Source organism: Neobacillus rhizosphaerae, from assembly GCF_937468385.1.
Taxonomy (GTDB): Bacteria; Bacillota; Bacilli; order Bacillales; family Cytobacillaceae; genus Neobacillus; species Neobacillus rhizosphaerae.
Window position 1 is genome coordinate 1 of the sequence record NZ_CALBWS010000057.1, and the last position, 13,547, is coordinate 13,547.

10 protein-coding genes, 8 tRNA genes, 1 rRNA gene and 1 pseudogene are annotated in these 13,547 nt (G+C 39.6%); all 20 read right to left on the reverse strand.

Going from position 1 to position 13,547, the window contains the following annotated elements; translation table 11 throughout:
• Positions 1–286 precede the first annotated feature (286 nt).
• The gene (locus M5A78_RS24295) at positions 287–550 is read right to left on the reverse strand and encodes a hypothetical protein (protein WP_248737847.1); all 264 of its coding nucleotides are present in this window, start codon (positions 548–550) and stop codon (positions 287–289) included.
• A gap of 45 nt (positions 551–595) precedes the next feature.
• Positions 596–1,788: pseudogene (locus M5A78_RS24300) on the reverse strand (oxalate decarboxylase family bicupin).
• Positions 1,789–2,059: 271 nt separating this feature from the next.
• The gene (locus M5A78_RS24305; protein WP_248737848.1) at positions 2,060–2,497 is read right to left on the reverse strand and encodes an Imm26 family immunity protein; all 438 of its coding nucleotides are present in this window, start codon (positions 2,495–2,497) and stop codon (positions 2,060–2,062) included.
• A gap of 252 nt (positions 2,498–2,749) precedes the next feature.
• Complete coding sequence (locus tag M5A78_RS24310; RefSeq protein WP_248737849.1) at positions 2,750–2,959, reverse strand: hypothetical protein; 210 nt, start codon at positions 2,957–2,959, stop codon at positions 2,750–2,752.
• A 518-nt stretch (positions 2,960–3,477) separates the two neighbouring features.
• A complete protein-coding gene (gene glmS / locus M5A78_RS24315; RefSeq protein ID WP_248737850.1) occupies positions 3,478–5,280 on the reverse strand; it encodes a glutamine--fructose-6-phosphate transaminase (isomerizing) in 1,803 nt (600 codons plus the stop codon).
• 469 nt (positions 5,281–5,749) lie between these two features.
• Positions 5,750–7,099, reverse strand: coding sequence for a phosphoglucosamine mutase (gene glmM / locus M5A78_RS24320; RefSeq protein WP_248737851.1), 1,350 nt, complete (start codon positions 7,097–7,099; stop codon positions 5,750–5,752).
• Positions 7,100–7,135: 36 nt separating this feature from the next.
• The gene (locus tag M5A78_RS24325) at positions 7,136–8,362 is read right to left on the reverse strand and encodes a CdaR family protein (RefSeq protein WP_248737852.1); all 1,227 of its coding nucleotides are present in this window, start codon (positions 8,360–8,362) and stop codon (positions 7,136–7,138) included.
• Positions 8,355–9,182, reverse strand: a complete 828-nt coding sequence (gene cdaA / locus M5A78_RS24330) for a diadenylate cyclase CdaA (RefSeq protein WP_248737853.1) — start codon at positions 9,180–9,182, stop codon at positions 8,355–8,357. The genes M5A78_RS24325 and cdaA overlap by 8 nt, the downstream gene beginning before the upstream one ends.
• Before the next feature lie 129 nt (positions 9,183–9,311).
• Positions 9,312–9,935, reverse strand: a complete 624-nt coding sequence (gene rsiW / locus M5A78_RS24335; RefSeq protein WP_248737854.1) for an anti-sigma-W factor RsiW — start codon at positions 9,933–9,935, stop codon at positions 9,312–9,314.
• A 17-nt stretch (positions 9,936–9,952) separates the two neighbouring features.
• Positions 9,953–10,516, reverse strand: a complete 564-nt coding sequence (sigW, locus tag M5A78_RS24340; protein ID WP_248737855.1) for an RNA polymerase sigma factor SigW — start codon at positions 10,514–10,516, stop codon at positions 9,953–9,955.
• Between the two features lie 381 nt (positions 10,517–10,897).
• On the reverse strand, positions 10,898–11,794 hold the full coding sequence (gene rocF, locus M5A78_RS24345; protein WP_248737856.1) for an arginase: 897 nt from the start codon (positions 11,792–11,794) through the stop codon (positions 10,898–10,900).
• A gap of 679 nt (positions 11,795–12,473) precedes the next feature.
• Positions 12,474–12,546 (reverse strand) — tRNA-Lys (locus M5A78_RS24350).
• Positions 12,547–12,551: 5 nt separating this feature from the next.
• Positions 12,552–12,626 (reverse strand) — tRNA-Gln (locus M5A78_RS24355).
• A gap of 48 nt (positions 12,627–12,674) precedes the next feature.
• Positions 12,675–12,759: transfer RNA gene (locus M5A78_RS24360), tRNA-Tyr, on the reverse strand.
• Positions 12,760–12,781: 22 nt separating this feature from the next.
• Positions 12,782–12,854, reverse strand: a tRNA-Thr gene (locus tag M5A78_RS24365).
• A gap of 33 nt (positions 12,855–12,887) precedes the next feature.
• Positions 12,888–12,963 (reverse strand) — tRNA-Val (locus tag M5A78_RS24370).
• Between the two features lie 4 nt (positions 12,964–12,967).
• Positions 12,968–13,042 (reverse strand) — tRNA-Glu (locus M5A78_RS24375).
• Between the two features lie 21 nt (positions 13,043–13,063).
• A tRNA-Thr gene (locus M5A78_RS24380) sits at positions 13,064–13,136 on the reverse strand.
• Between the two features lie 28 nt (positions 13,137–13,164).
• Positions 13,165–13,239 (reverse strand) — tRNA-Asn (locus M5A78_RS24385).
• Between the two features lie 14 nt (positions 13,240–13,253).
• Positions 13,254–13,370 (reverse strand): 5S ribosomal RNA (gene rrf, locus M5A78_RS24390).
• Between the last annotated feature and the right edge of the window lie 177 nt (positions 13,371–13,547).

The following is a 13,547-nucleotide window of genomic DNA, read 5'->3' on the forward strand; positions in this document are numbered from 1 at the left end:
TGATCTCAAACTAAGAAAAAAGAAGCCGAAATACGCTTCTCTTCTTAGAGTTGGTCAAAAACTAAACAAAAAACAAATTGTGTGGGGAGCCTTGACAGTTTCGTTCATATCAGTTTAAGTGAGAATTTTCACAATTTAACTTTATAAGAAAATGTAAAACAACTATGAAATTATTTAAAATTAATAAAGCAAGCTCCCTAATGGGTACTTGCACTTTTGTACTATAAACATATGAGTATCCATACCCACAAAGCGCTGATCTCTCCCTGATTTAGTGTTGATATTACTACTTATATAAGGAGGAATTTTGATAAACTGCATATGGTTGACAAGAGTTAGATGGTGGGAGGTAATAATTATGTCCCACAGCATCCTCATAAAATATTATTTGATCAGATAGAACTCTAAATATTTTTTTATATAAGTTGGAAACAGCTTCATCACTTAGGTAAGTTTCTAATAATTCACTTTCGCCATTAATAGCTTCCCCTCTTGCTTTTATAACATCTCTTGTAATCTCAGCTGCGTGGTCGTAAATTGTCTTGTACATAGTAAACACCTCCACAACTCAATGGATGACCAAATCACCTCTTATCTACCTGTTTTTTGGGTAGTAGGAATACCCGGGAAAATTCACAACAGACCATTTCTCCATCCGCAGAGAATCGATCAATTCTGTTCCAGCATTTAAGTTGCTCTTAACTAATTCTTTAGGAGTCAATGCCATCCATTGATTTAGTGACACGTCTTCAAAGCGGTTGCTTTTGAACATTTCTAAAAACCATAATGTTTCGGTACCGGTGTTTTGAATATAGTGTCCTGTAGCAAAGGGGACATATCCGACATCACCAGCTCTATAATCAAATGTTCGAGCTGCACCATTTCCAGTAAATACAGTCATTCTCCCTTGTCCGGTAAGGTAATACTGCCACTCGTCATTATTTGGATGCCAATGAAGTTCTCTCATTGCACCCGGTTCAATCTCAACGAGTGCCGCTGCGATTGTTTTTGAAATTGGAAAGTTGTTAGAGTCCACAATTCGTACACTACCACCAGGAGTTTTAATTGGGATTTGTTTCACCAGTTCGTGCTTGAAGGTTAAAGAAACTTCTCCGAAGGGTGACTGTACTTCTTGACTTTCAAGTAAACCTGGAACCTCCCCCTGATAGATATATACCTGTTCAGAAGGAATGGAGTTAAAAGCACTCTCTGGTACACCAAAATTGGCCGACAGAACATCTTTTGGAGTATGTGCAAACCAATCGGAGATAGATAAGGTGGAAAGATCGGAAAAGTTTCCGTCATCAAAGACGAGCAGAAATTCACAATGTTCCAACCCTTGAATCGAATGTGGGATACCAGGGGGGAAGTACCAAATATCTCCCGGTCCGATGTCGGCAATAAAATTTCGTCCTTGTTGATCAACCGAAGTTATGCGTGCCCTTCCTAACAGCATATAAGACCATTCTGCTTGTTTATGCCAGTGGAGTTCACGAACACCGCCGGCCGTTAAACTCATATTTACTCCTGCAAGGGTGGTTGCTACAGGAAGCTCCCTCACCGTGATTTCACGGGACCATCCCCCGTGATCTAATTTCATAGAAGTATCTGAAAATGAGAATTTTAAATTAGGGAGCAAGCCTGCATCTGTAATCGGTGGGACGAGCATATCCGGATTTTGAAGATCCCGCATAATATTACGTGGTCCGGAGTCAATCCCTCCAGCTCCGTCACTTCTGATTGCTGAGGAACATTCCCACCCACTTGATTTAAGGTTCGTTTTTCCATCGCTACGCTCCTCTTTTTGGGCATTATTAATCGAAAGATCTTTTTCATAGTGTATGTTTTGGGCTTCAAACGGTTACTGTGCTTATCGAAAACAAAAGCGGAGATGAATGCTCCCTTTTGTAATAAAATCGATAAAACAATCCACTTCTAAAGTTGCATTTATTGTTTCTGAGAAAAAATTTCTTCTTCCACTAATCTGCTTCGTTACTTGAAGAAGAAAAAAACGCGACCTTCGTTATTGAAGTATCGCACCCGTTGGAACAAGGAAAAATTAAATTTTATCATCTCTGTGCCACTTATCGTCGCCCATAATCCTATCAATGATGTGATTATCCGCCCAAACTGCCGCTACTTCTAATCCTTCACATTCCGATTTAGTTGCACTTCGAATTTCCCCTTTATGGTAAATGGAATATTCACCTGAAATACTATCAATGTTACAAGCAGGAGGTGGATATGCTTCATCATCACTTTTAAAAGGGCGATTTTCTACAACTGTCCAATCTCCTGATTTTAGAACATATTCATATACACCAACAATAAATTGGTACTCCTCATCCTTTGGAATGTCTTCAATACTTTCTCCGATATATTTATAAATTCCTATGCCAGCATCTTTAAATATTCTACCGAAAGCATATTTGCCATTAGGCAAAGGTATAGCATATACATCCCCAATTTTGATTCGTTTACGTTTCTTTCCTGTCATTAAAATCACCACATTCTTAGAACATATTGATAATAAGTTCTACGTTTCGGCTCGACTCTCCTTCTTCCGCTAACCTGCCCGTTACTTTAAGTACATAATTTCACAATCTCCTTTAAAATTTAGCATAGAGATCTTATTTTCTTTAAAGGTGTTGCTCAACAATCTGGCCCAATTCATTAAGAAGAGCGCATTTCTTACTCCGGAAATGCGCCCGTTTGCTTAATGTGAATATAACTCAACTATTTCATTCTATTAATCCTCGTTTACGGTTGTTTTTTTTTTATAACGTGATGGATTTGCAAAGAAAATTAACCCAATGGCTACAAAGAAACCTGTATTAAAGATAAAACCCTTAAAACCACTATACAAAACGGAGAGGTCTCTTCCGTTAAGGAAATGAATGATTCCTAAAATGATAACTAATATCCAGCCTGTAATTTCAAGGATTATTCTAACTTTCATTTTTTAATCACCTTCCTTAATGCCACAAAATGGCCCGTTTGCTTAATTGTATCACTTCACAATTCCAATAGGGTAGGGTTTATTGAGATGGACATAAAATCGCGCAAAACTAGGACTTTTAAAGTCTCATATGACTTGTCTCAAAATCCTTACCGTTGTAAATCCGCATTTTCCTGACTGTACCCCTTATATTAGTTTTACAATATATACGGCTCTTTTATGAAATTACTGATATGCAACAATCTGGCCAGATTGTTGCATATCATAACTGACGATTTAGTTTTAAATAACTTGATAATTTTTTAAAAAACTTTATTATCACGAAACAATTATCACTTTTTTATGGAGATTCTATAACCCCCATTAAAATAGAAAGCCTGGTTAGTAAATTTACTAACCAGGCTTTTGGGTCACGATTGAGTTGTATGGGTCACGACTAAGTTGTTTAGGTCTCAATCGAGTTGTATGGGTCACGACTAAGTTGTCTGTGAACAATTAGGATCAATTATAAATCCCTATTATTCAACCGTCACCGATTTTGCGAGATTTCTCGGTTTGTCGACGTCGCAATCACGGTGTAGGGCTGCGTAGTAAGCAAGTATTTGTAATGGTATGACAGAGATAAGCGGTGTTAATAATTCATTTACTTCTGGAATGACGAAGCTGTCTTCGTCATGATTTAAGCCCTTCATCGAAATGATACAAGGGTTTGCTCCGCGAGCAACCACTTCCTTTACATTTCCTCGAATGCTTAGATTGACACTTTCTTGTGTTGCAAGAGCGATAACAGGTGTACCTTCTTCAATTAAAGCGATTGTACCATGCTTTAATTCGCCGCCGGCAAAGCCTTCCGCTTGAATATAAGAAATTTCTTTCAGCTTCAAGGCACCTTCTAAGCCCACATAAAAGTCAATTCCACGGCCGATAAAGAAGCAGTTGCGTGTTACGGATAAAAACTCTCTAGCAATCTGTTCAATTAACTCCTTTGAATCGCAGAGAACTTCCATTGCATTTGCGACAATACCGAGCTCTTTCACAAGATCAAAGCCAACTTTTAAGCCGCGGCTCCTCGCCGTTACTTCTGCCAAGATAGAAAGAACAGCTATCTGTGCTGTGTAAGCCTTTGTAGAGGCAACAGCAATTTCCGGGCCAGCGTGTAATAAAAGCGTAAAATCAGCCTCACGAGAAAGCGTTGAACCAGGAACATTGGTAATCGTTAACGTAGGGTAACCCATTTCTTTCACATTCACAAGCACAGCACGGCTATCTGCTGTTTCCCCGCTTTGTGAAATGAAGATAAACAACGGTTTTTCAGAAAGAAGTGGCATGTTATAGCCAAATTCACTTGAGATATGAACCTCGACCGGAATTTTCGCCATTTTTTCAATAAACTGCTTGCCAACAAGACCGGCATGATAAGATGTACCCGCAGCAATAATATATAGGCGATCTGCTTCATTTAAAGCATCGATGATTTCTCGGTCAATTGTTAACTCACCATGCTCATTCTGATACGTTTGAATAATCTTACGCATCACAAGTGGCTGCTCATCGATTTCTTTCAGCATGTAATGTGGGTAGGTTCCCTTTTCGATATCGCTGGCATCTAGTTCTGCTTTATATGGTGAACGGTTAATGACTTCGCCGTTAAGATTTTGAATCGTTACTTCATCCTTTGTGACAATGACGATTTCTTTGTCCATTAATTCTACATATTGGTCCGTTACTTGCAGCATCGCCATCGCGTCGCTTGCTACTACATTAAAACCATCACCTAAGCCAACAAGCAATGGGCTTTTATTTTTTGCCACATAGATGGTTTCATTGTCCCTAGCATCTAAAAGTGCAAGAGCATAGGATCCATGTATAAGGGTAAGTGTTTTACGGAAAGCTTCTACTACCTCTAAGCCATCCTGAACAAATAACTCAATCATCTGAACAATGACTTCCGTATCCGTTTCACTTACGAATGATACATCTGTTAAATATTCACGCTTTAACAGATCATAGTTCTCGATGACACCGTTATGAACCAGTGTAAAACGGCCGGATGCACTTTGATGGGGATGGGAATTCACTTGGCTTGGAACACCGTGTGTTGCCCAACGTGTATGACCAATTCCGATATTCGCCATTACATCCAGATCAACGATAGCACGCAAATCAGCAATGCGGCCTTTTTCTTTAAATACATGAACGCCGTTCTCATTTTTAACAGCAATTCCAGCTGAGTCATAGCCTCTATATTCAAGCTTTTCTAAACCTTTTAATAAAATTTCTTTCGAGTCAATATTTCCAATATATCCAACAATTCCACACATTTTTTTGTTTCCTCCCTGATACAGGGGGCAAGGTGCTTTGAGGGCGTACTTGCCCCCTTATCTCTGTTTTGGTAAGGTATCTGTCTATACCTTTTTATACATTCATTTAGTTTGCGCATTTTCCTCTCTTTGTGCACTGAGTTGCCAAAGTGTTTTAAAGAAGAAATTTTCGGTTGTGCGTCTCCAACCGGGAGGTATCCGCCGAACATTCGATAAACCTCCTCCTCGTCAACTAATCAAACCGTCTCGATTAGTCCAGGCGCTTTTTTAAGACTTTATTTACTCACCTAACCCACCTTTCTGTAAAAAATGGATAAACCTGCTTTAAAGAAGCAAAGCAAATTAATAGTACATGATTTGTCAGTCGTCCGTCAACTAAAAACTAAAAGGTTAAACCTTTATTCAAAAACCATTCATAATAAAATATGCATAAGGGCTATTTCACGTTCCCTTATGCATATGAATTAACTTATTCCTTTAATTCCATTTCTTCTTTTACTACCGCGACGATTCGGTTTACGTAGTCTTCACAAAGTTCCTCTGTCGACGCCTCTGCCATGACGCGGACAAGCGGTTCTGTACCCGACGGGCGGACAAGAATTCTTCCGTTTCCAGCCATTTCTGCTTCTACATGCTCAATAACCTCTTTTACTTTTGCATTATCGGTTACATGATGCTTATCCGTTACTCTTACATTGACTAGCTTTTGCGGGTATTTCTTCATTTCACCAGCCAACTCCGATAATGGCTTTTGAGTAGCCTTCATTATGTTGACTAATTGCAACCCAGATAATAGGCCATCACCTGTGGTGTTATACTCTAAGAAAATGATATGGCCTGATTGTTCTCCGCCAAGGTTAAACCCATTCTTCTTCATTTCTTCCACCACATAGCGATCACCAACTGCGGTTGGTACACTGTGGATTCCATGATTTTCAAGAGCTTTATAAAAACCCAGATTGCTCATTACTGTTGATACAATCGTTCCGTGCTTTAAGCGCCCTTGTTCTTTCATATACTTGCCGCAAATATACATAATCTGGTCACCGTCAATGATATTTCCCTTTTCGTCAATCGCAATTAAACGATCGCCATCACCGTCAAAGGAAAGACCGATATCGGCTCCTTTTTCTTTCACTAAACTTACAAGTGCTTCAGGGTGCGTCGACCCAACACCCGCGTTGATATTTAACCCATTTGGTGAAGCACCCATCGTTGACAGGTCCGCATCCAAATCAGCAAATAAGTGTGTCGCCAGCGAAGAAGTGGCCCCGTGTGCACAATCCAAAGCAATATGAATTCCAGAGAAATCTTCCTCAACGGTATTTTTCAAGTATTGCAGATACTTTTGTCCGCCTTCGAAATAATCCATCACCTGCCCAAGTTCAGCGCCCGTAGGACGAGGCAGTTGATCTTGCGGCAAATCAATGAGCTCCTCAATTTCTAATTCCTGTTCATCCGAAAGCTTGAATCCGTCAGGTCCAAAAAATTTAATTCCGTTGTCGGCGACTGGATTATGTGAAGCGGAAATCATCACGCCTGCCTGCGCTCCTAATGCTTTTGTTAAATAAGCGACGCCAGGAGTTGATATGACTCCGAGACGCATTACTTCTGCACCAATGGATAGCAAACCTGCCACAAGGGCCCCTTCCAGCATATGTCCAGATATACGTGTATCACGGCCAATAAGTACTTTCGGACGATCCTTATCTTTTGTTAACACATATCCACCAAAGCGACCTAATTTAAAAGCCATTTCAGGCGTTAATTCACTATTTGCTACTCCACGTACTCCATCGGTACCGAAATATTTTCCCATTGTAAAAATCTCTCCTTCAACATATATTGCTGGATCTTATACATTTGCTTTTGAAATCGTTATTTTTGCTTTTGATTTATCAGATTTCCACTTCACATTAAGGGGACCTTCCACATGAATATTTACTTCATGATTCCCCTCCGCAAGGCTGGACAAATCAATATACGCAGAAAAGTCATCTGGTTTCAAAGTGTTTAATGCTCCGCTTGGACCATTAATCAATAAATTTATCACCTGATTTGCAGGATCATTTATCTCCGCTTGATAATTATCGGATAATCCTTGGATTTTTAACGGGATCCCCGATATGGTTTTCTCATCTTGCTTATTCACCACCACGGTTACTTTTACTGTTTGCGGGGTAACCTTGGTAATTCCATTGGAGACAATGATAGGTAAAGTGAGTGTTGTATTCTCGGTAATTTTACTGATATCCACTTCGACTCGAACATTTTCAGCCGTCTTAAGAACCTCTTCCTGTCCCATAATAATAGCTTCATTTGTATCAAGTTCTATCGATTGAATGGTAATTCCTTCTGGTGCTATTCCTTTTTTAACAATGTTAATTGGAACCGTTTTTGTGTTACTTTTTATTGGAATCGTGACCTTAACTGTCTCAGGTTTCACTTCGACATTTAACTTATTTAAATCCTTGTCTAGAACTTGGACGCGAGCTTCTTTCGTCACTGATTCTTTCAGTTTATTTTTTTCCTCAATAGTGGCCTTTACATAGGAAATTCGGTCAATATCACTCTTGGCACCGGTAATTTTCACTTTATTTGGTTCAACAACTGGTTGCCCAGCAGAATAGCCCTCTTCAATTTGGTTCGAGTTAAATTCTGCTTCCACTTTAAATTCCTTCGTGATTTTTTCCTGAACCGTTACGGTCACACTGGCAGGATTGAGTGTTGCCTTTAATTTATCTGATAAATTTCTTACTTTTAGTTTCACCTTCTGTTTGCCAATCTTCGCGTTAGTTAAATCCACATAAACCTCGAAGTTCTGTGAGGCCTTGGCAGACTGAACATGGGTGATTGGCCCTTTTAAGGTAATATCAATTGTATTAGGAATCCCAGATACAACTAAATTATCGGTATCATAATAAACATTAACATGAATATCTGATATAGTTGCTGTCGATTGTTCTCCCGGCACATTGACATCTGTTATCTTTTTCCCTGTATGTACCGAAAAATATAAAAGAACAGCTAATACCAAGGCAAGGCTTTTAATAAACCAAGGATTATCCATCCATTTATCCATTATTCTTTCCCCTCCAGTTCCAACGAGCTGAAGAAGCCTGTTTCGGTTTGTTATGCACTAACAATTCACTCGTTAGTAATTCTTTTAATTCATCGAGTTTTAAATCGCGATGAAGCTCGCCATTCTTGGTGAGTGAGATATTACCTGTCTCTTCTGATACGACGACGGTTACACTATCCGTAACCTCACTTATTCCTAAGGCTGCCCGATGCCTCGTACCCAATTCCTTAGATATAAATGGGCTTTCCGATAAAGGAAGATAGCACGCAGCAGCCGCAACACTATTTTTTTGAATAATGACAGCACCATCATGGAGCGGTGTGTTCGGAATAAAAATATTAATTAACAGTTCTGAAGAAAGGGATGAGTTTAACGGGATGCCGGTTTCTATGTAATCACTCATGCCCGTTTCTCTTTCAATCGATATTAATGCACCGATTCGACGTTTTGCCATATAATCTGTGGCCTTTATAATCGCTTCCAAAGCTTTTTCCTGATCATCATCATCGGGATTATTGCTTCTCGAGAAGAACCGTCCCCTTCCTAACTGCTCAAGGGCACGCCGGAGCTCAGGCTGAAAAATGATAATAATCGCAAGAAACCCGTATGTTATCACTTGGTCCATCATCCAGCTCAATGTTTGTAAGCCAAAAAAATCACTGACAACCCTGACAAGAAGAATGACCAAAATACCTTTTAATAACTGAACGGCCTTCGTTCCCTTTATAACGTTAATCAGCTTGTAAATGACATACCATACAAGGACAATATCAACAATACTAGCTAAACTCTTCCAAACAGTGAAATCAGTAAACGGCATTGTTCTTCCTCCGTAACTTTCTTAAAACGTAGATTGAATACAACCATTTTATTATAACATAAATGTACCTTGTACTTATTATATGTACCTTCTTAACAAAACAAATCACTCCAAGGAGTGATTTGTTTTTTATTCGGTTTTAGGGTGATCGAAAATATCAACCACTTCCTGAGCCGTCTTTTTCATATGATACCAAATCCAATCGAATACCTCATTTACTTCTTCTATTTGACCAGTAACATGCCCCGCAGACGCTAAATACTTCTCGCCATTGATGACCGTTACGTCACCCTGAATTTCACCTTCGATCTTCAATTTCCCATTCCGAACGATGACATTGCCCTTAACGGTTTCCCCTTTAGGAACAATGACTGTATTATTTTTTACAACTAAGTTTTTTTGCTTTGAAACAGAAAACTCCCGGTCCTGATTCCAGGTAGAAAATACACTTCCCATCATTAATATGAAAAATAAGGAAGCAGCAGCCAGCAACGGATGGGTTTTTACCCAGCGTTGCATCCAGACCTTCTTCTTCTCCTTTGGCAGCCGTGACAAAACATTAGCCGTAAAATCTGCGGGTGCCTGCACATGAGACGTACTCTTTACAAAAGCTATCGTCTTTTTAAGTTCGTTAAAAATGAGTGCACATTCATTACAGCTTTGAAGGTGCTCTCTTAATATTTGTTCCTTATCTTGGTCGATGTCCTCGTCTAAATATTCATGCATTAGTTCGATAATCTGTTCTGGACACATATTATTTTCACCTCTTATCACACATATCGTAATTGTTGTCTTAAAGCTTCCCGGCCACGATGAATTCTTGTTTTGACTGTCCCAAGGGGCAGGTCAAGAATTTCACTAATTTCATTTAAGGACAACTCTTCAATATATTTTAATACGATTGCTGATCGATATTTTTCAGGCAGTTTTAAGATTTCCTTCTGAACGGCTTCCTGCAATTCTAAGCTTTCTAGCTCCTTTTCCGGAAGTGGGGTGTCAGAAGGAATTTGTGAATACATATTTAATCCCTCTGTTCCTGCAACGTCTGCATCTAAATAATAATCCGGCTTCTTTTTTCTCATCCTGTCGATACAAAGATTGGTTGCAATCCGAAAAAGCCATGTGGAAAATTTCAAATTTTGGTTAAACGATTTGATATTCACAAAAGCCCGTATAAATGCTTCCTGTGCCATATCCTCTGCTTCATGCCGGTTTCCAAGCATTCTGAAACAGAGCTGATAGACACTATTTTTATATATTTCAACGATTTCACCATAGGCATCTTGATCGCCTTTAATGACTTGTTTTATTCTTTTTTTTACAATTGCTTCCATTAACTTTCCTCAGCTCCAATGCTGCTATACGATACTACGAATCGCTAGCGAAAAAGTTTCGTTAAAAACGAAAAAACTTCTCAATATCTATAATATTAACAAAAATTTACTAAAGTGGTGAAAAAATTGTTTAAGATTTTTCTTCAAGAGCTAAAGAAATAAACAACTAGAAGGAGTTCGTGGATAAATAGGGGTTCAACTAGCTGATTTCATAGAGGATATTAAACATTATCTCAATAGAATGGTCCGATTATCATCGATAAATTCCCTAACAAACCAACAAGTGCTAGAGTAGAGTATGAAGCTGGACAGTTAACTTAATTAGTATTCTTTCATAATGTTAGAAAAATAAAGCAGCTGCCTTAACAGCTGCTTTTTGGATTATAATAATTTTTCGCCGAATAACGACCCCATTAAGCCTACAGCAACAGAAGCTGTTTTATTCTTTTCATCTAAGATAGGATTTACTTCTACGAATTCAGCGGATGTAATGATGTTTGCTTCTTCTAGCATTTCCATAGCCAGATGGCTTTCGCGGTAGCTTATACCACCAATAACAGGTGTTCCAACGCCTGGTGCGTCATTTGGATCTAGACCATCCAAATCAAGTGATAGATGGACTCCATCCGTTCTTTCCTTAAGATACGCTATCGTTTCCTCCATCACTTTTGCCATGCCTAAACGGTCAATTTCATGCATCGTATATACTTTTATTCCTTTTTCTTTTATTAAAACTCTCTCACCTTCATCAAGCGACCTTACCCCAATGATAACTACATTCTCTGGCTTTATCTTTGGGAAATACCCCCCGATTTCAGTTAACAAAGGGTGCCCTAATCCAATACTGACGGCTAAAGGCATACCATGAATATTTCCTGAAGGGCTTGTCTCGGCTGTATTTAAATCACCATGAGCATCGTACCAAATAACACCAAGGTCCTTATAGTGTTTAGCAACACCAGCTAATGTGCCAATGGCGATGCTATGGTCCCCTCCGAGTACAAGCGGGAATGAGCCTGATTGAATGGCTTCGTCAACTTTTTCAGCTAGCAAAGTACTTTTTTCAGCTATTAAATCCAAATTTCTTAAATTTGATACCTTATCAACTACAACTTCTGGCCTGCCAATTGGTATATCACCTAGATCGTGGATTTCATCGAATAGAGGCTTTAATCGTTCATTAATCCCAGCATAACGAATTGCACTAGGCCCCATATCGACCCCGCGCCGCATTTGACCTAAATCCATTGGCATTCCAATAATCGAAAGATTCTTCATCATAGTGAATTCCTCCCTAGCCCTTAATATCTACTATTTTAACCGCTTTCATTAGAATGACTCAACTCGACAAGGTTGTGTATATATATGCGTTAATCATTACTGAAGGCTCTTTTCTAAGAGATTGTTGCTTTTATTGAATTAAGATCATTTGACGACCGAAAACGAGAAAAAAGAGCAGGGATGGTAGCCAATAAGTGGTATTGACGACCGAAAACAGAAAAAAAAGGCAGGTATGGTAGCCAATAAGAAGTATTGACGACCGAAAAAGGAAAATAAGAGCAGGTATGGTAGCCAATAAGGGGTATTGACGACCGAAAACGGAAAATAAGAGCAGGTGTGGTAGCCAATAAGGGGTATTGACGACCGAAAAAAGAAAATAAGTGCAGGGATGGTAGCCAATGGTGGTTACTGACGAACAGAAAAGAGACTATAGATTGTGGTCTATGTGAGCAGAATCATTGATGGTCAAATTGAACCATTCAATCTGCTTGGGATATCTATTTTTTTGAATTAAAGGTTACTGGTAACTGAAAAAGCAACAATGTTTGCGAAAACAGCCTTACTGAAAAGATAAAACTTGGCCTTAAATCAGTTTTTGATTTAAGGCCAAGTTTTATCTTTTCATGAATAAAGACCCAAGAAGGAATTACCTCTTGGGTCTAACATTGTTTTTTCATGAGCCATGAAGGACTCGAACCTTCGACCCTCTGATTAAAAGTCAGATGCTCTACCAACTGAGCTAATGGCTCTCTTTTGGCTGGGCTAGCTGGATTTGAACCAACGCATGTCGCAGTCAAAGTGCGATGCCTTACCGCTTGGCTATAGCCCAATAAAGAATTGATACTATCAGTTTGTTCTATTTTTCAAAAAATATGAATGGTGGAGGGGGACGGATTCGAACCGCCGAACCCGGAGGGAGCGGATTTACAGTCCGCCGCGTTTAGCCACTTCGCTACCCCTCCATATTCAATTAGAAAAATAAGGTGCCGGCGAGAGGACTTGAACCCCCAACCTACTGATTACAAGTCAGTTGCTCTACCAATTGAGCTACCCCGGCAAATAGTTTGGAATGAAATATAATAAAAAAATATGGTGGAGGATGACGGGATCGAACCGCCGACCCTCTGCTTGTAAGGCAGATGCTCTCCCAGCTGAGCTAATCCTCCAAAATGGTGACCCCTACGGGATTCGAACCCGTGTTACCGCCGTGAAAGGGCGGTGTCTTAACCGCTTGACCAAGGGGCCATTCTAATATAAAAATAGGTAAGCTTCCAAGCGGGCTCGAACCGCTGACCTCTTCCTTACCATGGAAGTGCTCTACCTACTGAGCTATGGAAGCATAGCTGATTTTCTTGATGTAATAGAAGTGGCTCCGCAGGTAGGACTCGAACCTACGACCGATCGGTTAACAGCCGATAGCTCTACCACTGAGCTACTGCGGAACAATATTATAATAGCCTGGCGACGTCCTACTCTCACAGGGGCGCCTGCCCCAACTACCATCGGCGCTGAGAAGCTTAACTTCCGTGTTCGATATGGGAACGGGTGTGACCTTCTCGCCATTACCGCCAGACTATTATTAAGACATTTATTATTATAATGTCTTTTTGAATTTTTGCAAGAGAAATTTTTCATTCCCTCAAAACTAGATAATGTAGAAGAAGTTGTTGGTAAACACGAGTCAATCAAATAATAAATGGTTAAGTCCTCGAACGATTAGTATCAGTCAGCTCCACACGTCACCGCGCTT

Bases quoted from the DNA above. Each gene is read 5' to 3' on its own strand.
- M5A78_RS24295 (WP_248737847.1), bottom strand. From the start codon at position 550: ATGTACAAGACAATTTACGACCACGCAGCTGAGATTACAAGAGATGTT.
- M5A78_RS24305 (WP_248737848.1), bottom strand. From the start codon at position 2,497: ATGACAGGAAAGAAACGTAAACGAATCAAAATTGGGGATGTATATGCT.
- M5A78_RS24310 (WP_248737849.1), bottom strand. From the start codon at position 2,959: ATGAAAGTTAGAATAATCCTTGAAATTACAGGCTGGATATTAGTTATC.
- glmS (WP_248737850.1), bottom strand. From the start codon at position 5,280: ATGTGTGGAATTGTTGGATATATTGGAAATATTGACTCGAAAGAAATT.
- glmM (WP_248737851.1), bottom strand. From the start codon at position 7,099: ATGGGAAAATATTTCGGTACCGATGGAGTACGTGGAGTAGCAAATAGT.
- M5A78_RS24325 (WP_248737852.1), bottom strand. From the start codon at position 8,362: ATGGATAAATGGATGGATAATCCTTGGTTTATTAAAAGCCTTGCCTTG.
- cdaA (WP_248737853.1), bottom strand. From the start codon at position 9,182: ATGCCGTTTACTGATTTCACTGTTTGGAAGAGTTTAGCTAGTATTGTT.
- rsiW (WP_248737854.1), bottom strand. From the start codon at position 9,935: ATGTGTCCAGAACAGATTATCGAACTAATGCATGAATATTTAGACGAG.
- sigW (WP_248737855.1), bottom strand. From the start codon at position 10,516: ATGGAAGCAATTGTAAAAAAAAGAATAAAACAAGTCATTAAAGGCGAT.
- rocF (WP_248737856.1), bottom strand. From the start codon at position 11,794: ATGAAGAATCTTTCGATTATTGGAATGCCAATGGATTTAGGTCAAATG.